This is a genomic window from Pseudomonas meliae (genome assembly GCF_001400515.1).
Lineage (GTDB): Bacteria > Pseudomonadota > Gammaproteobacteria > Pseudomonadales > Pseudomonadaceae > Aquipseudomonas > Aquipseudomonas amygdali.
In genome coordinates this window covers 19441-40400 of record NZ_LJQT01000252.1, presented here as the reverse complement: position 1 = coordinate 40400, position 20960 = coordinate 19441, and the positions used below count along the sequence as shown (strand labels likewise).

18 protein-coding genes and 1 pseudogene are annotated in these 20960 nt (G+C 58.7%); 13 read left to right on the top strand and 6 right to left on the bottom strand.

All coding sequences use genetic code 11. The features are described from left to right. From ALO64_RS11600 to ppx, 5 genes are all read left to right on the top strand, one after another. Positions 1-786, top strand: coding sequence for a transporter substrate-binding domain-containing protein (locus ALO64_RS11600; protein ID WP_002551557.1), 786 nt, complete (start codon positions 1-3; stop codon positions 784-786). 29 nt (positions 787-815) lie between these two features. Beyond that, positions 816-1481, top strand: a complete 666-nt coding sequence (locus ALO64_RS11595) for an amino acid ABC transporter permease (protein ID WP_044343822.1) — start codon at positions 816-818, stop codon at positions 1479-1481. After that, entirely contained in the window at positions 1478-2128 is a 651-nt protein-coding gene (locus ALO64_RS11590) for an amino acid ABC transporter permease (protein WP_032074436.1), read from the top strand. The genes ALO64_RS11595 and ALO64_RS11590 overlap by 4 nt, the downstream gene beginning before the upstream one ends. Further along, positions 2115-2846 (top strand): amino acid ABC transporter ATP-binding protein, encoded by a 732-nt coding sequence (locus ALO64_RS11585; protein WP_044343823.1) that lies wholly within the window; start codon positions 2115-2117, stop codon positions 2844-2846. The genes ALO64_RS11590 and ALO64_RS11585 overlap by 14 nt, the downstream gene beginning before the upstream one ends. Positions 2847-3234: 388 nt before the next feature. After that, positions 3235-4737: an exopolyphosphatase gene (gene ppx / locus ALO64_RS11580; protein WP_005731673.1), complete on the top strand. Its 1503-nt coding sequence runs from the start codon at positions 3235-3237 to the stop codon at positions 4735-4737. Here ppx and ppk1 read toward each other — a convergent pair. Next, complete coding sequence (gene ppk1 / locus ALO64_RS11575) at positions 4724-6934, bottom strand: polyphosphate kinase 1 (protein ID WP_005731672.1); 2211 nt, start codon at positions 6932-6934, stop codon at positions 4724-4726. The two genes, ppx and ppk1, sit on opposite strands and share 14 nt — an antisense overlap. Before the next feature lie 16 nt (positions 6935-6950). Further along, positions 6951-7961, bottom strand: coding sequence for a porphobilinogen synthase (hemB, locus tag ALO64_RS11570; protein WP_004655202.1), 1011 nt, complete (start codon positions 7959-7961; stop codon positions 6951-6953). A gap of 231 nt (positions 7962-8192) precedes the next feature. Here hemB and ALO64_RS11565 point away from each other — a divergent pair, with 231 nt between their 5' ends. From ALO64_RS11565 to ALO64_RS11545, 5 genes and pseudogenes are all read left to right on the top strand, one after another. Beyond that, on the top strand, positions 8193-8855 hold the full coding sequence (locus ALO64_RS11565; protein WP_005731671.1) for a DedA family protein: 663 nt from the start codon (positions 8193-8195) through the stop codon (positions 8853-8855). Between the two features lie 207 nt (positions 8856-9062). Further along, entirely contained in the window at positions 9063-9731 is a 669-nt protein-coding gene (gene elbB / locus ALO64_RS11560; RefSeq protein ID WP_044320900.1) for an isoprenoid biosynthesis glyoxalase ElbB, read from the top strand. A gap of 123 nt (positions 9732-9854) precedes the next feature. Continuing rightward, a pseudogene (locus ALO64_RS11555) lies at positions 9855-10917 on the top strand (PA0069 family radical SAM protein). 205 nt (positions 10918-11122) lie between these two features. Next, positions 11123-11863 carry a carbonic anhydrase gene (locus ALO64_RS11550; RefSeq protein WP_044343824.1) on the top strand — a complete coding sequence of 247 codons (741 nt, stop codon included), beginning with the start codon at positions 11123-11125 and terminating at the stop codon, positions 11861-11863. A 104-nt stretch (positions 11864-11967) separates the two neighbouring features. After that, on the top strand, positions 11968-13500 hold the full coding sequence (locus ALO64_RS11545; RefSeq protein ID WP_044343825.1) for a SulP family inorganic anion transporter: 1533 nt from the start codon (positions 11968-11970) through the stop codon (positions 13498-13500). Positions 13501-13622: 122 nt separating this feature from the next. On the opposite strand, the gene ALO64_RS11540 is transcribed toward ALO64_RS11545, so the two are convergent. Beyond that, positions 13623-14273 (bottom strand): hypothetical protein, encoded by a 651-nt coding sequence (locus ALO64_RS11540; RefSeq protein WP_002551545.1) that lies wholly within the window; start codon positions 14271-14273, stop codon positions 13623-13625. 269 nt (positions 14274-14542) lie between these two features. Between ALO64_RS11540 and ALO64_RS11535 the strand changes: the two genes are divergently transcribed. Beyond that, positions 14543-15031, top strand: coding sequence for a cytochrome c oxidase assembly protein (locus ALO64_RS11535; RefSeq protein WP_002551544.1), 489 nt, complete (start codon positions 14543-14545; stop codon positions 15029-15031). Positions 15032-15094: 63 nt separating this feature from the next. Beyond that, the gene (locus ALO64_RS11530) at positions 15095-15727 is read left to right on the top strand and encodes an SCO family protein (protein ID WP_044343834.1); all 633 of its coding nucleotides are present in this window, start codon (positions 15095-15097) and stop codon (positions 15725-15727) included. Between the two features lie 234 nt (positions 15728-15961). Here the strand turns inward: ALO64_RS11530 and ALO64_RS11525 are convergent, their stop codons facing one another. From ALO64_RS11525 to ALO64_RS11515, 3 genes are read right to left on the bottom strand one after another with little or no spacing between them, the layout of a single operon-like run. Then, entirely contained in the window at positions 15962-16735 is a 774-nt protein-coding gene (locus ALO64_RS11525; RefSeq protein WP_002551542.1) for a MetQ/NlpA family ABC transporter substrate-binding protein, read from the bottom strand. A 49-nt stretch (positions 16736-16784) separates the two neighbouring features. Beyond that, positions 16785-17459 carry a methionine ABC transporter permease gene (locus ALO64_RS11520; protein WP_004666537.1) on the bottom strand — a complete coding sequence of 225 codons (675 nt, stop codon included), beginning with the start codon at positions 17457-17459 and terminating at the stop codon, positions 16785-16787. After that, positions 17459-18466, bottom strand: coding sequence for a methionine ABC transporter ATP-binding protein (locus ALO64_RS11515; protein WP_002551540.1), 1008 nt, complete (start codon positions 18464-18466; stop codon positions 17459-17461). Before ALO64_RS11515 ends, ALO64_RS11520 begins: the two co-directional genes overlap by 1 nt. A gap of 306 nt (positions 18467-18772) precedes the next feature. Here ALO64_RS11515 and katE point away from each other — a divergent pair, with 306 nt between their 5' ends. Next, complete coding sequence (katE, locus tag ALO64_RS11510; RefSeq protein ID WP_044343826.1) at positions 18773-20923, top strand: catalase HPII; 2151 nt, start codon at positions 18773-18775, stop codon at positions 20921-20923. Positions 20924-20960 lie beyond the last annotated feature (37 nt).

Below are 20960 nucleotides of genomic sequence, written 5' to 3'. Positions count from 1 at the left end.
ATGACCAAGCGTTACAGCGCCCTGCTTGCTGCACTGTTTGCCAGCCTGATGCTGAGCCAGACACCCGCCCACGCCAACGGCCTGGACGACGTTGTAGCGCGTGGCACCTTGAAGGTGGCCGTTCCGCAGGACTTCCCGCCATTCGGTTCGGTCGGTCCGGACATGAAGCCTCGCGGCCTGGACATCGACACCGCGCAACTGCTGGCCGACCAATTGAAGGTCAAGCTGGAACTGACGCCGGTCAACAGCACCAACCGCATCCCGTTCCTGACCACCGGCAAGGTTGATCTGGTGATCTCCAGCCTGGGCAAGAACCCGGATCGCGAGAAAGTCATCGATTTCTCCCGCGCGTACGCGCCGTTCTACCTGGCGGTATTCGGCCCACCTGACTCTCCGGTCAAGGACATCGCTGACCTGAAGGGCAAGACCATCAGTGTTACCCGTGGCGCGATCGAAGACATCGAGCTGTCGAAAGTTGCACCGGAAGGCGCAACCATCAAGCGCTTTGAAGATAACAACTCGACCATCGCCGCCTACCTGGCTGGCCAGACCGACCTGATCGCCAGCGGCAACGTGGTGATGGTCGCTATCAGCGAGCGCAACCCCAAGCGCATTCCAGCGCTGAAAGTGAAACTCAAGGATTCGCCTGTTTATGTCGGCGTAAACAAAGGCCAGCCGGAACTGCTGGGCAAGGTCGACGAGATCCTCAACGCCGCCAAGGCTGACGGCGCGCTGGAAAAAGCTTCCCAGAAATGGCTGAAGCAACCGCTGCCTGCCGATCTCTGATCACTGCTTTCCGGTAACAGGATTCACCAATGGCTTATCATTTCGACTTTACACCGGTCCTGCAGAACATTGATGTGCTGTTGCGCGGGGCTTTGTTCACGCTGGAACTGACGGCCATTGGCACCCTGCTGGGCATCAGCCTCGGCATTGTCGGTGCCGTCGTGAGGGCCTGGAAGATCCAGCCCTTTGCGACGATCTTTGCGATCTATGTCGAGCTGATCCGCAACACACCGTTTCTGGTCCAGCTGTTCTTCATTTTCTTCGGCCTGCCGTCGCTGGGCGTGCAGATCTCGGAATGGCAGGCAGCGGTGCTGGCGATGGTGATCAACCTGGGCACCTACTCGACAGAAATCATTCGGGCAGGCATCCAGGCGATTCCCAAGGGACAGCTTGAAGCATCGGCAGCGCTGGCGATGAATCGTTATGAAGCGTTTCGCTACGTGGTGCTGGTTCCGGCGCTGGGCAAGGTCTGGCCGGCACTGAGCAGCCAGATCATCATTGTGATGCTGGGCTCGGCGGTCTGCTCGCAGATTGCCACTGAAGAACTGAGCTTCTTTGCCAACTTCATTCAGTCGCGCAACTTCCGCTCGTTCGAAACCTACATTGTGACCACGCTGATTTACCTGGCCATGGCGCTGCTGATCCGGCAACTGCTGGCCTGGATCGGGCGTCGCTACATATCGAGGAACAGCTGATGGATTTCACCCTCTGGGACATCCTGCGCAATCTGCTGATCGGCCTGCAATGGACCGTTGCCCTGTCGCTGGTGGCCTTCATTGGCGGTGGCTTGATCGGCTTGCTGGTGATGGGCATGCGTACCTCGGAAAAAACCGGCCCGCGTGTGACCGCCAAGCTCTATATAGAATTGTTTCAAGGCACGCCACTGCTGATGCAGCTGTTTTTGGTGTTCTTCGGTGTTGCCCTGATGGGCATGAACATTTCGCCTTGGGCAGCGGCAGCGCTGGCCTTGACGCTGTTTACCAGCGCCTACCTCGCCGAGATCTGGCGCGGCTGCGTGGAGTCGATCTCCAAGGGCCAGTGGGAAGCGTCTGCCAGCCTGGCGATGACCCCGTTCGAGCAGATGCGCTACGTGATATTGCCTCAGGCGCTGCGTATCGCAGTTGCGCCAACGGTCGGCTTTTCCGTGCAGGTGGTCAAAGGCACTGCGGTGACGTCGATCATCGGCTTCACCGAATTGACCAAGACCGGCAGTATGCTGGCCAACGCTACGTTCGAACCTTTCATGGTCTATGGCTTCGTTGCTCTGGGCTACTTCATCCTGTGCTACCCCTTGTCGCTGTGCGCGCGCCATCTGGAAAGGAGACTGCATGCCTCTGCTTAGAATTTCCGCCCTGCATAAATACTATGATCATCACGTACTCAAAGGCATCGATCTGTCGGTCGAAGAGGGCCAGGTCGTGGCAATCATTGGTCGCAGCGGCTCGGGCAAAAGCACCCTGTTGCGCACGCTCAACGGCCTGGAGTCGATCAACGATGGTGTGATCGAAGTCGATGGCGAATATCTGGACGCCGCACGCGCCGATCTGCGCACCCTGCGTCAGAAGGTCGGCATGGTGTTTCAGCAGTTCAACCTGTTCCCGCACCTGAGCGTGGGCGAGAACGTGATGCTCGCCCCGCAGGTCGTGCAGAAGGTGCCCAAGGCCGAAGCCGCGAAGTTGGCGAGAAAGATGCTGGAGCGCGTCGGGCTAGGCGAGAAGTTCGACGCCTTCCCGGATCGCCTGTCCGGTGGCCAGCAGCAACGCGTGGCGATTGCCCGCGCACTGGCGATGTCGCCCAAGGTGTTGCTGTGCGACGAAATCACCTCGGCGCTGGACCCGGAGCTGGTCAACGAAGTGCTCAGCGTGGTGCGCCAGCTGGCTGCCGATGGCATGACCCTGATCATGGTGACCCACGAAATGCGCTTCGCCCGTGAAGTGGGCGACAAGCTGGTGTTCATGCACCAGGGCAAGGTGCATGAAGTGGGCGACCCGAAAGTACTCTTCGCCAACCCGAAAACCCCGGAACTGGCGAACTTCATCGGCACCGTAGAGCACGCGTGACAAGAGCGTCGCACGATAGGTGGGGTCATCGTTCCTCCAGTGTAGGAACGCAGTAGTGGACGCCCCTGTGGGAGCGAACTTGTTCGCGAAAGGGCCGGTACATCCGCCGAAGAGGCGTCGCCTGGCACACCGTCTTCGCGAACAAGTTCGCTCCCACGGCCTTCGACCAGAAGCCTGTAAGCTCAATTGTCCGGACTGTGTATAACGCCGAGCACTCCAGAACGCAAAGCATCGGCACGACAATGACATAACTATCACATTGATTAGATAGCCATCCGCCACCTCACAAGAGTAATACCGGGTATTTCCGCTGCCTGGACAGCTTCGCGTTGGCGGCAGGCATGGATCGTGGCACGATGGTCCGGTTATCGAACTGGATTTCCTGACCATGCCGCACTCAACACCCAAGAATTTTTCACTGATCGCCGCCATCGACCTGGGCTCCAACAGCTTTCATATGGTTGTGGCAAAAGCCAATCAGGGCGAAATTCGCATTCTTGAGCGCCTGGGCGAGAAGGTGCAGTTGGCCGCTGGCATCGACGAAGAACGCCAGTTGACTGAAGAATCCATGCAGCGCGGTCTCGACTGCCTGAAACGTTTTGCCCAGCTGATCAATGGTCTGCCGCCCGGTGCCGTACGCATCGTGGGGACCAACGCGCTGCGCGAAGCCCGCAACCGCAACGACTTCATTCATCGCGCCGAAGAGATTCTCGGCCATCCGGTGGAAGTGATCTCCGGCCGCGAAGAAGCGCGCCTCATTTATCTGGGCGTTTCGCACACGCTGGCCGACACCCCCGGCAAGCGACTGGTCGCCGACATCGGCGGCGGCAGTACCGAATTCATCATCGGCCAGCGCTTTGAGCCGCTGCTGCGTGAAAGCCTGCAGATGGGCTGCGTGAGTTTTACTCAGCGCTACTTCCGCGACGGCAAGGTGACACCCGCGCGTTACGCACAGGCCTACACCGCTGCCCGCCTGGAAATCATGAGCATCGAACATGCGCTGCATCGCCTGAAGTGGGATGAAGCCATCGGTTCGTCAGGCACCATTCGCGCTATCGGCCTTGCACTCAAAGCCAACGGTTACGGCGCTGGCGAGGTCAATGCCGAAGGGCTGGCCTGGCTCAAGCGCAAGCTGTTCAAGCTGGGTGACGTCGAAAAGATCGACTTCGACGGCATCAAGCCCGACCGTCGCGCGATTTTCCCCGCAGGCCTGGCGATTCTTGAAGCGATCTTCGATGCGCTTGAGCTCAAGCGCATGGATCACTGCGAAGGTGCCCTGCGTGAAGGCGTGCTGTACGACCTGATGGGCCGCCACCATCACGAAGACGTGCGTGAGCGCACGCTCAGCTCGCTGATGGAGCGCTACCATGTTGATCTGGAACAGGCCGCACGCGTCGAAGCCAAGGCGCTGCATGCGCTGGAGCAGGTTGCCGAAAGCTGGGAATTGCAACACGAGAGCTACGCCGAACTGCTGAGCTGGGCCGCCAAGGTGCATGAGATTGGCCTGGACATTGCTCACTATCACTACCACAAGCACGGCGCGTACCTGATCGAGCACTCTGACCTTGCCGGTTTCTCCCGCGAAGACCAGCAAATGCTCGCTCTGCTGGTGCGCGGTCATCGCCGCAATATTCCCAAGGACAAGTTCGCCGATTTCGGCGCAGAAGGCATCAAGCTGATTCGCCTGTGCGTGTTGTTGCGCTTTGCGATTCTGTTTCACCACATTCGTGGCACCCAGGAGATGCCACGTGTGATCCTGCGTGCCGACGGCCCGAATCTGGACGCCGAGTTCCCCACAGGCTGGCTGGAAAACAACCAGCTGACTCAGGCCGACTTCGCGCTGGAAGCGGAGTGGCTGACCCGAGTCGGCATCGTCTTCAGCGTACGCTGAGAACCGGGTTGCTCAGGCGCTCCAAAAGGGTCGCCTGGGCGCTTCGCGGGTTCTGATTACCGGTCGGCGTGCTGCGCACGTAACGCCCGTCTGGCTGCAACAGCCAGCTGTGGGTGTTGTCGGTCAAGTAGCTTTCCAGCTCCTTCTTCACACGCAGAATCAATTTCTTGCCTTCCACCGGGAAGCAGGTCTCGACACGCTTGTCGAGGTTGCGCTCCATCCAGTCGGCACTCGACAGGAACATTTGCTCGTCGCCGCCGTTAAGGAAGTAGAACACCCGCGTGTGCTCCAGGAATCGGCCGATGATCGAGCGCACATGGATGTTGTGCGAAACCCCGGCGATGCCCGGACGCAAACAGCACATGCCGCGCACCACCAGATCGATGCGCACACCGGACTGGCTGGCCTTGTACAACGCCCGGATGATCTTCGGATCGGTCAGCGAGTTGAACTTGGCGATGATGTGCGCAGGCTTGCCGTCGAGCGCAAATTGCGTCTCGCGGGCGATCATGTCGAGCATGCCTTTCTTGAGCGTGAACGGCGCATGCAGCAGTTTCTTCATGCGCAGCGTTTTGCCCATGCCGATCAGCTGACTGAACAGTTTGCCGACGTCTTCGCACAATGCGTCGTCAGAGGTCAGCAGGCTGTAATCGGTGTAAAGACGCGCATTACCGGCGTGATAGTTACCGGTACCGAGGTGTGCATAACGTACGATCTCGCCGGCTTCGCGACGCAGGATCAGCATCATCTTGGCGTGGGTCTTGAAGCCGACCACACCGTAGATCACCACCGCACCGGCAGCCTGAAGACGGCTGGCCAGTTGCAGGTTGGACTCTTCATCAAAACGGGCGCGCAGTTCGATCACCGCGGTGACCTCTTTGCCGTTACGCGCCGCATCAACCAGCGCATCGACGATTTCCGAGTTCGCTCCGCTGCGGTACAGCGTCTGGCGCACAGCCAGAACGTGTGGATCCTTTGCCGCCTGACGCAGCAGGTCGACGACCGGGGTGAACGACTCGAAAGGGTGCAGCAGCAGAATGTCCTGCTTGCTGATCACGCTGAAAATGTTTTCGCTGTTCTGCAGCAGTTTGGGGATCGCTGGCGTGAACGGCGGGTATTGCAATTCAGGATGGCTGTCCAGGCCAGTAATACTGAACAGGCGCGTCAGGTTGACCGGCCCGTTGACCTGATACAGCTCGGACTCGTTCAGGTTGAACTGCTTGAGCAGGTAGTCCGACAGGTGTTTGGGGCAGGTATCCGCTACTTCCAGACGTACCGCATCGCCATAGCGACGCGAGAACAGCTCGCCGCGCAGGGCACGTGCCAGGTCTTCCACGTCTTCCGAGTCCAGCGCCAGATCGGCGTTTCGGGTCAGACGGAACTGGTAGCAGCCCTTGACCTTCATGCCCTGAAACAGGTCGTCGGCGTGAGCGTGGATCATCGACGACAGGAACACGAAGTTGTCGCCTGGGCCACAAACCTCTTCCGGCACCTTGATGACACGCGGCAGCAACCGCGGTGCCGGGATGATCGCAAGACCCGAGTCGCGACCGAAGGCGTCGATACCTTCAAGCTCGACAATGAAGTTCAGGCTCTTGTTGACCAGCAACGGGAACGGGTGCGTCGGGTCCAGACCGATCGGGGTGATGATAGGCGCGATCTCGTCACGGAAGTAGCGACGTACCCAGGCCTTGAGCTTGGCCGTCCAGTGACGGCGACGAATGAAGCGGACCTGATGCTTTTCCAGCTCCGGGAGCAGAATGTCGTTGAGGATCGCGTACTGGCGATCAACGTGACCATGCACCAGCTCGCTGATTCTGGCCAGCGCCTGATGCGGCTGCAAACCGTCGGCACCGGCCTGTTCACGGGCAAAGGTGATCTGTTTCTTCAGACCTGCGACACGAATCTCGAAGAACTCATCGAGGTTGCTGGAGAAGATCAGCAGGAACTTCAGCCGCTCCAGCAACGGGTAGGACTCATCGAGCGCCTGTTCCAGTACCCGGATGTTGAACTGCAATTGCGACAGTTCACGGTGGATATACAGGCTGCTGTCGTCCAGGTTCGGAGCGACGATAGCGGGCACTGTAGCGGCAGGTGCCTCAATGGCCGGGATTACTTCGATGTCAGGTTCAACCGCGGGCGTCGCCTGCGGAACATCGACTTCAACAGCGGCTTCGATGAGTGCTTCGGTATTCATGAATGATCCTGTGAGGCTATTGCCCCTTCAACAGTTGAGCGGCGCGAACAGCGAAGTAGGTAAGGATGCCGTCGGCACCGGCGCGTTTGAAGGCTGTGAGGGACTCGAGAATAACCCCTTCACTCAGCCAACCATTCTGGATTGCTGCCATGTGCATCGCGTATTCACCACTGACCTGATAGACAAAGGTCGGCACTTTGAACTCATCCTTGACCCTGTGCAGGATGTCCAGATAAGGCATACCTGGCTTGACCATCACCATGTCGGCACCTTCAGCCAGGTCAGCTGCCACTTCGTGCAGTGCCTCGTTGCTGTTGGCCGGGTCCATCTGATAAGACGCCTTGTTGGCCTTGCCCAGATTCAGCGAAGAGCCCACCGCATCACGGAACGGGCCGTAATAGGCACTGGCGTATTTGGCCGAGTAGGCCATGATCCGCACATTGACGTGCCCGGCCAGCTCCAGCGACTCACGGATGGCCTGGATGCGACCGTCCATCATGTCCGACGGCGCGATCACCTGAGCGCCTGCATCGGCGTGCGACAAGGCCTGCTTCACCAGTGCATCGACAGTGATGTCGTTCTGCACATAGCCCTCTTCGTCGAGGATGCCGTCCTGACCATGGGTGGTAAACGGGTCCAGCGCCACATCAGTGATGACGCCCAGCTCCGGGAAACGGTCACGCAACGCGCGGGTGGCGCGTTGCGCAATGCCATCCGGGTTCCAGGCCTCAGCGCCATCCAGAGATTTTTTCTCGGCCGGCGTTACCGGGAACAAGGCCAGTGCAGGAATGCCCAGCGCTACCCAGTGCTCGGCTTCCTCAAGCAACAGATCGACACTGAGACGCTCGACGCCAGGCATCGAGGCGATGGATTCACGACGGTTTTCACCATCGAGGACAAATACGGGGAGAATCAGATCATCAACGGTGACAACGTTTTCACGCACCAGCCTACGGGAAAAGTCGTCGCGGCGATTACGGCGCAGACGAGTGAGAGGAAACAGGCGGTTTGCGGGGGTAAAGCTCACGGCGAGACTCCTGAGCCCGCTTACGCGGGCAAGCGCGACAGTTATAAGCCGCCATTATGACCAATGTGTGACAGTCATGGTTCGACCTGCGACTGCACGTCGCGGTCATGGCCCTTATGAGGATCCGACCATTGTGGTTGTAAGAATCTTTAACGTCGAGACACATATCGACACTTTCATCATTGTCTTGGGCGCGTTAGGCTGCGCGTTCATTTCGCCAGCATCCAGACAATGCTCCAGAATTTCTTGAACGAATTCGGCTACTTTGCCCTGTTCCTCGGCACCTTTTTTGAAGGCGAGACCATTCTGGTTCTCGCCGGCTTTCTGGCGTTTCGCGGATACATGGACCTCAATATCGTCATCCTCGTTGCCTTCTGCGGCAGCTATGCGGGTGACCAGTTGTGGTATTTCATGGGGCGCAAACACGGTCGCAAGCTCCTGGCGCGCAAGCCCCGCTGGCAACTCATGGGCGACAAGGCCCTGCGGCTGGTGCGCAAGCACCCGGATATATGGGTACTGAGCTTCCGCTTCGTGTATGGCCTGCGAACGGTCATGCCGGTGGCCATCGGCCTGTCAGGCTACCCACCGGGGCGTTACCTGCTGCTTAACGGTATCGGCGCGGCTGTCTGGGCGGCAGCGCTGGGTTCGGCGGCCTACCATTTCGGCGCGGTTCTCGAGGGCTTGCTGGGCAACGTCAAGAAATACGAACTCTGGGTGCTCGGTGCGCTGATACTGCTCGGCCTTGGTCTGTGGCTGCGCCGACGCATCAAGAACGCGCGCATTGCCCGTGAAGAGCGTGAAGAAAAGAGCCGGTTCTGTGCATCGGCAGCGGCGTCCGATCTGGATACACCTGTCACCGTGCCCGTCGACCTGACGAAAAAATCCGACGATTAATTTCTCCGTTTCCTTCCCCGAGTGCAGGCTGACAGGCCTCACTCGGCGGCAGCGCGCAGCCGCTACCTGACATCGCAAGCACCGCCCTTCCCCACGCATTTTTGCGTAGCCTGTAAAGCGTGAACTGAACACTCGGCCTGTAAAGCGATCAATTAATGGACGAATTAAAAGAAGCCTTAGATTGCTCAAGTACAAGGAGCCGAATCGATGCAGAAAAAAGTGGCTGTAATCCTGTCCGGCTGTGGCGTCTATGACGGTGCCGAAATCCATGAAAGCGTCCTCACCCTGCTTCGTCTGGATCAACGTGGTGCGCAGGTCCAGTGCTTTGCGCCGAACATCGCCCAGCGTCACGTCATCAATCACCTGACTGGCGAGGAAATGCCCGAGTCGCGCAATGTGTTGATCGAGTCTGCGCGCATTGCACGAGGTGAGGTGAAGGACATCCGCGAAGCAAATGCAGAAGACTTTGATGCCCTGATCATCCCGGGCGGTTTCGGCTCGGCGAAGAACCTTTCCGATCTTGCCCTGCAAGGCCCTGCTTGTCAGGTGGAAGCAGGGCTGCTGGAACTCGCAGAAGCGTTCGCAGAAGCAGGCAAACCGGTCGGGCTGATCTGCATCACCCCGGCACTGGCAGCGAAGATCTACGGTCCCGGCGTTACCTGCACCATCGGCAACGACCCGGATACCGCTGCGGCCATTACCAAAATGGGCGGTAGCCACGCGCCATGCGCTGTCGATGACATCGTCGAAGACGAAGCACGAAAACTGGTCAGCACGCCCGCCTATATGGTTGCCAAAAGCATCAGTGAGGCTGCATCGGGCATCAACAAGCTGGTTGACCGCGTGCTGGAGCTGACGCACGAGGGCGATGCCTGACCTGTCGCGGGACGAACCCAATGCACCGCCCGTCAGGCGAGCGGTGTTTTACAAGCCAGCCATAGTGATCCATCACGGCCTTATGCTTTACTGTATGCATAAACAGTATTTGAGTAAAGCCAGATGTCCAGCCCCTATCCGGTTCGTGGCCGCGGTACTGCCAGCAATCCGCATAACCGCTTTGCCCCCAGTCAGTCCGTGGCCGAGGACGACGGCTGGTATCAGGAAGTGCCACTGACCCAAGGCACTCAGGTCACCAGCGAAACCGCCAAAAGCATCATCACCCGCAACAGCTCGCCGGATATCCCCTTTGACAGGTCGATCAACCCTTACCGGGGCTGCGAGCACGGCTGCATCTATTGTTTCGCCAGACCCAGCCATGCCTATTGGGACATGTCTCCCGGCCTGGACTTCGAGACCAAGCTGATCGCCAAGACCAACGCGGCGGCGTTGCTTGAGCAACAGCTCTCCAAACCCGGCTACCGCTGCGCGCCCATCACCCTCGGGGCCAACACCGACCCCTACCAGCCGATCGAACGGGAGTACCGCATCACCCGGGCGACGCTTGAGGTGTTGTTGCGCTATCGGCACCCGGTCAGCATCATTACCAAGGGCTCGCTGATCCTGCGCGACCTGGACCTGCTCGCAGAGATGGCCAGACTTCGGCTGGTGTCAGTATTCATCAGCCTGACTACACTGGATGACGAGCTCAAATGCATCCTCGAACCCAGGGCGGCAGCGCCCAAGGCTCGCTTGCGGGCCATTCGGGTGTTGCGTCAGGCGGGCGTTCCCGTCGGGGTGCTGTGCGCGCCCATGATTCCGATGATCAATGACAGCGAACTGGAGGCGCTGCTGAGCGAGGCGAAAGCGGCAGGCGCGCTAAGCGCAAGTTACGTGATGCTGCGCCTGCCGCTGGCTGGAGGTCGCCCCGTTGTTCGACGAATGGCTGAAGACGCATTACCCGCAACGCGCCGAACATGTGATGAGCCTGATTCGTCAAAGCCGCGGCGGAGCGCTGTACGACAGTCAGTTTGGCTCGCGGATGCGCGGTGAAGGACCGTTTGCTGATCTACTGGCTCAACGCTATGCCTTGGCAATCAAACGGCTTGGATTGAACAAACGTGGCGGCTTCACACTCGATTGCGATGCGTTTTGTCCGCCAGGAGGACAAATGTCACTGCTGTGACGAACTTGGTACTATCGTGCAAACCCGCGTCCCAGAGCCATCGCATTCAGTTTCGCTTAAGCTTGGGCGATTAGTCTGTAATTCGGAGTGTCACCAGCGATAGCGCTAAAGGGATTTGTTCGTGATACCACTTACAGGGATCACATCCGGCTCTGGTCAAACAGGCATGAAGAATCCATATCAATCCGTCAGAGAGGATGAAGACATGACAGACATCGGTAAACAGCATTCGGCTACGTCGCCAAGCACATCAAGCCATTCGGACAGCGCCGACGTAGCGTTGAAACACATCGTCGATGGCTTTGTACATTTTCGTAACGAGGTCTTCCCACAGCAGGAAGAACTGTTCAAGAAGCTGGCGACCGCCCAGTCGCCACGGGCCATGTTCATCACCTGCGCCGACTCGCGCATCGTGCCTGAACTGATTACCCAAAGCTCGCCAGGCGACCTGTTCGTGACGCGTAACGTCGGTAACGTTGTGCCTCCGTATGGCCAGATGAACGGCGGCGTGTCCACCGCTCTGGAATACGCAGTTGTCGCGCTGGGCGTGCAACACATCATTGTCTGCGGACATTCCGACTGCGGCGCCATGCGTGCAGTGCTCAACCCTGACAGCCTGGACAAGATGCCTACGGTAAAGGCCTGGTTGCGGCATGCCGAGGTCGCCCGCACAGTGGTCGAGCAGAACTGCAGTTGCAGCGGCGAGCTGGAAACCATGCAGGTCCTGACTCAGGAAAACGTGATTTCCCAGTTGCATCACCTGCGTACCCACCCTTCGGTCGCAGCGAAAATGGCCAGCGGCCAATTGTTCATTCATGGCTGGGTCTACAGCATCGAAACCAGCGAAATCCTGGCTTATGACGCCGAGCTCGATCGTTTCATACCGCTCGACGGTTCGGGACCGACGCCGATGGCTTCACCGAAAGCACGCTTTTCAGCCGACTGATCACCAGTCCGACTGACGGCAAGCCCTTCTTTATCAGCTGATGGCGGCTGCGCAGGATGCGCGTCGCCCGTCTTGCCTCGTCTGAAGAATCCCGGAGAAGCGTCATGGGTATTACAGCATTGAAAACCGCTTTACCACGGGAGCTGCTCGCTTCCGTGGTCGTGTTCCTGGTCGCACTGCCGCTGTGCATGGGGATCGCCATTGCATCCGGCATGCCTCCGGCCAAAGGTCTGATCACCGGCATCGTGGGCGGGCTGATAGTCGGCTGGATAGCCGGTTCGCCGTTGCAGGTCAGCGGTCCCGCAGCCGGTCTGGCAGTACTGGTTTTTGAAGTGGTACGCGAGCACGGCATGGCCATGCTGGGCCCTATTCTGGTGCTCGCCGGGTTGCTTCAGCTGCTGGCAGGTCGATTCAAGCTTGGCTGCTGGTTTCGGGTCACGGCACCTGCGGTGGTCTATGGCATGCTCGCCGGTATCGGCGTGTTGATCGTACTGTCACAGGCACACGTGATGTTCGACAGCGGTCCCAAACCTTCCGGGCTGGACAATCTGATCGCCTTCCCTTCCACACTGATCCAGGCCTTCGGACCAGGCACCGGCATGCAGGCCGGTATGCTCGGTCTGAGCACCATGCTGATCATGTGGGGCTGGGAAAAACTTCGTCCGCAGTCTTTGCGCTTCGTACCCGGCGCGCTGCTGGGCGTGGGTATCGCAACCGGCATCAGCCTGTTCATGGCCTTGCAGGTCAAGCGTGTCGAAGTACCGGACAACCTGGCCGATGCCATTGACTGGCTGCGTCCGGCGGACCTGATGAACCTGGCCGATCCAGCCATTCTGGTTGCCGCTATCGTCGTAGCATTCATTGCCAGTGCCGAAACCCTGCTTTCCGCCTCGGCGGTTGACCGCATGCACAGTGGACAGCGTTCGGACTTCGACAAGGAACTCAGCGCGCAAGGCGTGGGCAATATGCTCTGCGGAGTGCTCGGTGCATTGCCGATGACCGGCGTTATCGTGCGCAGCTCGGCTAATGTCCAGGCCGGTGCCACCACGCGCTTCTCGACGATCTTCCACGGTCTGTGGCTGCTGGCGTTCGTGTTGCTGCTGTCGAGCGTACTGCAGAGCATTCCGGTCGCGAGTCTGGCTGGTGTGCTGGTCTACACCGGCCTGAAGCTGGTCGATCTGAAGGCATTTCGTGGTCTGGGCCGCTATGGCCGGATGCCGATGTTCACGTATGTGGCGACTGCCGTGGCGATCATCTTCACCGACCTGCTGACCGGTGTACTGGTCGGTTTCGGTCTGACCCTGGTGAAGCTGGCGTTCAAGGCTTCGCGCCTGAAGATCAACGTGGTCGAACTGGCGGGCGAGAAGGAATTCGAGCTGCGTCTGGTCGGTGCTGCGACGTTCCTCAAGGTGCCTGCGCTGACTCAGGTTCTGGGCACTATCCCGCAGGGCAGTACCGTGCATGTGCCACTGGGCAATCTGTCCTACATAGACCACTCGTGCCTGGAACTGCTGGAAGAGTGGGGACGTTCCAATGCCGCTCATGGCACCCGACTGCTCATTGAGCCGCATGGGTTGAAGCGTCGTCTTGAAGGGCGGATCTACACAACAACGGGTATAGGCTCGGGCGCCGCCTGATAGTCAAAACGTTGGGGCTGAAGCCTGGAATGACGATAGGAGCCGGATGGGTCTTCGCGTAGCAGCGGAGCGATATCCGGCTCCTTCCATTGCGGGCGAAGACATTGATTCGGGCCTCTGAATCAGATGACGGAGCGTTCCAGCTCCAGGCCGATACCCAATTGTCGTGACAGGCTTGGCCAGCGCTTCCACGCTGCCCCTGTATCAGGACTGGTCAGTTTTTCGCGGTAGGCCTCGACAGAGTCCAGCGCGAAACTTTCATCATCAAGCAGCTTGTCGACGGCATGGTGAACCGCCTCGTCCAGCTGGTTGGCAAATTGCTCGCCGATCAACTGGTGGGCAATCACGCTGGCAACCGTGGTATTTGACGGTATCAGCGGCTGACCAAAATGCTTGATGTACAGATCGTTCACCTCCTCGACCAGTCTGTGTGCCAGATAGGCCTCGTCCAACAGGCTTTCCAGCCCTTCATGTCCGTCCATGATGGAAGGGGGTGCTGCGAAAAAATGCTCTGCGATTTTCAGTACCGGTTTAATCTGCCCTTCGATACCGGCTTCTACGGCGACCTCGTGAGCAGCGTCCAGCAGGTCGGGGACCAAGTCGATGTAAGCAGTGACGAAACGCGTCAACACGTCCTTCGCGTCGACATCCGGGAGGTGAATGGCGGGATGAAGATGTGGGAGCTTTTGTTCCAACTGTTGCAGCAAGTGGCCGGTCTCGGCTTCATGTTGATGGGCTAGTTGTATCTGCTCGCGCAATGCGGCGGTGTTCATGGCAGTGGGGACTCCTGAGGGCGTTAAACCCCGTGGTTCGGTTATGGAGAGTCATACGTTAGCTCGGTTAACTAAATGCCTAAGACATTTTTGCTATAACCGAAACGCATTTATATGCATTGGCTATATCAAAGCGTTTTTTGCTCAGTTTCTGACCATTTGCCTACATTGGCGCATAAATACGGCACCTTGCGCTGATGTAAGCAGGCTACTCTGAAGCCGCCCGCAGCCCTTTCGACACGCTGTCTGACATAAAAAGTGAGCCCGGCATGACTCAGCCTCTTTTATCCAAGCGGCTTGCTCTGCGTTTAATCTGTTTGCTGGTGATCATGTTCATCTGCGGATTTGCATTGCCGTCGCTCTATGCTTTGCTGACCGGGCATGACAGAAACCGCGACCAGGACGCTTCGCGGCAGATCGAGGTGCAGTTCACCGCTACCAACTCTGCCGGGATGGTCTGGGCGTTCTACCCGCGCGCCAGCCAGATGCAAATCAACCCTGGTGCGGTCAACGAGATGATTTTCGTGGCGCAGAACCCTACTGACAAACCGATGAAAGCCCAGGCTGTACCGGGCATTTCGCCGGGGAAGGCGGCAGAGTGGTTTCACAAGACCGAATGTTTCTGCTTCACCCAACAGACCTTACAGCCGGGTGAGCGTATCGAGATGCCCGTGCGCTTCATCGTTGATCGCGACCTGCCCGCAGAGGTGAAACGCCTGACGCTGGCCTATACGCTGTTCGATGTCACTGCGCCCTAGGCGCTCGAAGCCATATAGGCCATCATCCCTGGCCGCATGCCGATCACTACCCGCGTTGATGCCATGACCCGTATCCAGAAAACCGTTTTTATCGCTGCCGCCATTGTTGCCCTCGTTCTGGGCCTGATCCTCAGCCAGTTGCTGCCGGGCAGCGGGTCTGAGGATCAGGCGGCACTTAACGATGCAGGTATTGTGCTGCTACCGAAAAGTCGCCAGTTGCCAGCCTTGAGCATGTCGGACCAGAACGGCGCAGCGGTGGCCCTTGATGACTTGAAAGGCAAATGGACGCTGATGTTCTTCGGCTACACCTTCTGCCCGGACATCTGCCCCACTACCCTGGCGCAGATAAAGCAGATCAGGACCGAGCTGCCTGAAAAGGTGGTCGAGCGCATGCGTGTGGTGCTGGTCAGCGTCGACCCTGAACGCGACACGCCGCAGCAGCTTAAGCAATACCTGGGCTACTTCGACCCGCAGTACATCGGCCTGACGGCGCCTGTCGCTGATATCCAGACACTGGCCAATGCCGTGAGCATTCCGTTCATTCCCGCAGACACCAGCAAAGCGAACTACTTCGTCGATCACAGCGGTAATCTGGCTTTGATCGGCCCGGATGGTACGCAGCGAGGCTTTATCCGCGCACCGCTGAACAATCAGAAGCTGGTGAAGCAATTGCCGAGGCTGCTGGAAAGGGATTAGGGCCTGTGAGATTCCTGCGGGAGTAACCGGGGCGGCGATCCGCATTGCTCACGACGACTTGGTCCAAACGCTCTATTTTCTGAAGGCTTTACCGGCCTCTTCGCGAGCAAGCTCGCTCCCACGACGCGCCTGTATAACTATGAGCACAGAGCGTGGGAGCGATAAGGTGTTCCCGACGCTCTGCGTCACAAGGGACGCAGAGCACTGGCGCGAGAACCGCAAGGTACAATCGGATCAGAACGCCGGAACCACAGCGCCTTTGTATTTCTCGGCCAGGAAGGTTTTCACTTCAGGACTCTGCAGGGCCGCTACCAGCTTTTTCATCGCGTCTGAATCCTTGTTGTCCGGGCGGGCAACCAGAATGTTCGCGTAGGGCGAATCGGCACCTTCGATGATCAGTGCGTCCTTGGTCGGCTCAAGCTTGGCGCTCAAGGCATAATTGGTATTGATCAGCGCCAGATCGACCTGAGTCAGTACGCGCGGCAACGTAGCTGCTTCCAGCTCACGGAACTTTAGGTCTTTCGGGTTATTCACGACATCCGAAGGCTTGGACAGGATATTGGTCGGATCCTTCAAGGTAATCAGACCTGCCTTGGCCAGCAGCAGCAAGGCACGGCCTTCATTGGTGGCGTCGTTTGGCAGGGCAACGTTGGCACCATTGGGCAGTTCTTCCAGCTTCTTGAACTTGTCCGAGTACGCACCGAACGGCTCTACGTGAACCTTGGCCACTGCGACCAGATCTGTGCCCTTGCCCTTGTTGAACTCATCCAGATACGGCTGGTGCTGGAAGAAGTTCGCGTCCATACGGTTCTGCGACACCTGTACGTTCGGCTGGATGTAGTCGTTGAACACCTTGATGTTCAAGTCCACGCCCTCTTTGGCCAGCGTCGGTTTGACGAACTCGAGAATCTCGGCGTGCGGCACGGCAGAGGCCGCGACGGTCAGGGTTTCGTTGGCCTGCGCGGACAAGGCAGTAACAGCGGCGAATATGGCCAATAGTTTTTTCATGCAACAACTCCTTTGGGCCCGCACAGGCGGGCCGATACCAACGGTTCGATCAACGATGTGTGAAATGCGCGACCAGTCTGTCGCCGATGGTTTGCAGAATCTGCACCAGCACCAGCAACAATACGACCGTCACGAACATCACATCGTTCTGGAAGCGTTGATAACCATATCGGATGGCCAGATCGCCCAGCCCGCCAGCACCCACGGCACCGGCCATGGCGGTGAACGACACCAGCGCAATGGCGGTAACAGTGATTGCAGCCAGAATGCCGGGGCGCGCTTCAGGCAGCAGCGCCTTGACGATGATCTGCCGAGTCGTCGCGCCCATGGCCTGCGTGGCTTCGATGATGCCGCGATCCACTTCGCGCAATGCTGTCTCTACCAGACGCGCAAAGAACGGCGTGGCGCCAGCGATCAGCGGCGGCAACGTGCCGAGAATGCCCAGTGACGTGCCGGTAATGATTTCGGTGAGCGGCATCATCACGATCAGCAGGATGATGAACGGCAACGCACGCAGCATGTTCACAATCAACCCGACCGTGGCGTACAGCTGCTTGTGTTCCAGCAACTGCCGCGGCGAAGTGAGGAACATCAGCACACCCAGCGGCAGGCCAAGCAGGATGGTGAAGCCCAGCGAAACACCGAGCATGATCAACGTGTCGCCGGTGGCGACCCAGATCTCGTACCAGTCGACATTGGAAAACAGGTTCAGAAAAGCGTCCATCAGCGCAGCACCTCCATATGAACGTCGGCGGCGGTGAAGCGCGCAAAAGCAGCGTCCATATCGCCGCCGGTGATGGCCAGCGTCAACTGCCCGTAAGGGGTGTCCTTGATGCGGTCGATGCGTCCGGCAAGGATGCTGTAGTCGACGCCGGTTTCGCGGGCCACGGTGCCCAGCAGAGGCGCATACGTCGCATCGCCCTGAAAGGTCAGGCGCACGATACGGCCTTGAACATGAGCGAAATCGTCACGCTGTTCATTTTCATCGATCTGGTCATCTTCCTGCACAAAACGCTTGGTCGTCGGGTGCTGCGGATGCAGAAACACATCGGCGACCTTGCCTTGCTCGACAATCACGCCAGCGTCCATGACCGCCACCTGGTCACAGACGCGACGAATCACGTCCATTTCATGGGTGATCAGCACGATGGTCAGCTTCAGTTCGCGATTGATCTCGGCCAACAATTGCAAAACCGACGCAGTGGTCTGCGGGTCCAGCGCGCTGGTGGCTTCATCGCACAGCAGGATTTTCGGCTTGGTGGCCAGGGCGCGGGCGATGCCGACGCGCTGCTTTTGGCCGCCGGACAATTGCGCCGGGTATTTTTTCGCATGATCGGACAATCCAACCCGCTCCAGCAGCTCAGCCACGCGCTGGTCGATCTGCTTGCGGGGCATGTCACCCGCCAGCGTCAGCGGCATCGCAACATTGTCGGCCACGGTTTTGGAGGCCAGCAGATTGAAGTGCTGGAAGATCATCCCGACTTGTTGGCGGAAGCGGCGCAGGCCATTGGCATCAAGCGCCGTGACGTCTTCACCGTCAACCACGATCTGTCCACCGCTCGGGGTCTCCAGACGGTTGATCAGGCGCAGCAAGGTACTTTTGCCAGCGCCGGAATGGCCGATGATGCCGAACACCTGGCCGCCGTCGACGCGCAGGCTGGTAGGGTGCAGGGCCGGTATTTCCTTGCCTGCCACCCGATAGGTTTTGTGGACGTTATGAAACTCGATCACGGAGCGAACCTTGTGGGGCGCGTTAAAAAATCAGCGCAGTGGCAGGACGCCACCTGCTTCGTTACCTCGGCCGGGTAAAGCCGGGCGCGCATTTTAGCCTGTCCGGCCCGCTGTGCTTAGCATTTATTTGCAGGCTGCCCTGCGCAACGGGCATAACGCGACCGTTGGTAAAGATGTGCGACAAATAAAGGGAACGGCTGTTTTAGGCCTCGGTCACTTCTTGGATACCGTGATTTCCCGCTTACGCCAGGGAAGTCGTATTCAGCGAACCCAACTCAATGATTGGGGCGAGATAAGGAGTCTCTGATGGCTAGCAAGAACGCACCACCTGTAACCGCAACGCCCAAGAGCGAAATGGCAGGTACCGAAACCCTGGACCGTGGTAACACCAACGACAAGCTGGAAAGCCTTGAGCAGTTTCGCTCGGACGCGACCCAGCAAGCCCTGCGCACCAATCACGGTGTCAAGATTTTCGATAACCAGAACACACTGAAAGTCGGCAGCCGCGGCCCATCGCTGCTCGAAGACTTCATCATGCGTGAAAAGATCACGCACTTTGACCATGAGCGCATCCCGGAGCGTATCGTTCACGCCCGCGGCACCGCGGCACATGGTTATTTCCAGACTTATGAAGACCATGGCGCGCTGAGTAAAGCGGGCTTCCTGCGTGATCCGGGCAAGAAGACCCCGGTGTTCGTGCGCTTCTCTACCGTTCAGGGCCCGCGCGGCTCGGGCGATACCGTGCGCGACGTGCGTGGCTTTGCGGTCAAGCTCTACACCGAAGAAGGCAACTTCGATCTGGTCGGCAACAACATGCCGATCTTTTTCATTCAGGACGCCATCAAGTTTCCTGACTTCGTGCACGCGGTAAAACCAGAGCCGCATAACGAAATCCCGACCGGGGGCTCGGCTCACGACACCTTCTGGGACTTCGTTTCGCTGGTGCCGGAATCTGCACACATGGTGCTGTGGACCATGTCCGACCGTGCCATTCCGAAAAGCCTGCGCACCATGCAGGGCTTTGGTATCCACACCTTCCGCTTTATCAACACCGAAGGTAAGTCGAGCTTCGTGAAGTTTCACTGGAAGCCCAAGTTCGGCGTGTGCTCGCTGGTCTGGGACGAAGCGCAGAAGCTCGCTGGCAAGGATACCGATTTCCACCGCCGCGACCTGTGGGAATCCATCGAGATGGGCGACTACCCGGAATGGGAACTGGGCGTGCAGATCGTTACCGAGGAAGACGAGCACAAGTTCGACTTCGACCTGCTCGATCCGACCAAGATCATTCCCGAAGAACTGGTACCGGTCACTCCGCTGGGCAAGATGGTCTTGAACCGTAACCCGGACAACTATTTCGCCGAGACCGAGCAGGTTGCCTTCTGCCCGGGCCACATCGTGCCAGGTATCGACTTCTCCAATGACCCGCTGCTGCAAGGTCGCCTGTTCTCCTACACCGACACGCAGATCAGCCGTCTGGGTGGGCCGAACTTCCATGAAATCCCGATCAACCGTCCGATTGCGCCGAACCACAACGGTCAGCGTGACGCACAGCACCGCACAACTATCGACAAGGGCCGCGCTTCCTACGAGCCGAACTCGATCGATGGCGGCTGGCCGAAAGAAACCCCTGCCGGCCCTGTAGATGGCGGCTTCGAGACCTACCCTGAGCGCGTTGAAGCGCACAAGGTTCGTGAGCGCAGCGAATCGTTTGGCGACCACTTCTCGCAGGCTACATTGTTCTTCCAGAGCATGAGCCATCACGAGAAAGAGCACATCATCGCGGCCTACAGCTTCGAGTTGGGCAAGGTCGAGCGCGAGTACATTCGTGCCCGTCAGGTCAACGAGATTCTGGCCAATATCGACCTGGAACTGGCCAGCCGCGTAGCCGCCAATCTGGGCTTGCCAGCACCGACTGCCGGGACCGTGCCAGTGCGTCAGACTTCGGTAAAAGAGTCGCCGGCGCTGAGCCAGGTCAACCTGCTTTCTGGCGATATCGTTTCACGCAAGGTTGCCATTCTTGTGGCAGACGGCGTGGACGGCAAAGCGGTCGAAGCCATGAAAGCTGCACTGACTGCCGAAGGCGCACACGCCAAGGTATTGGGCCCGACCTCCGCACCGGTCAAGACCGCTGACGGCAAGAGCCTGCCAGTGGACGCATCGGCTGAAGGCCTGCCTTCGGTAGCGTTCGACGCAGTCTTCGTGCCGGGTGGCAAGGCTTCGATCGAAGCACTGAAAGGCGACGGCGTGGCACTGCACTTCATCCTGGAAGCCTACAAGCACCTCAAGGCCATCTCCTTTGCCGGGGAGGCCAAAGAGCTGTTGAGCCTGCTACGCCTGGAAGAAGATGCGGGCCTGCTGGAGGTATCCGATAGCAAATCGTTCAAAGCGTTCTTCAACGCGATTGCTCAGCACCGTGTATGGGATCGTGAAGTGAAAGCCAAGGCTGTTCCGGCTTGATCTGACGTGCTAGATCGCTCCCACGCTCCGGCGTGGG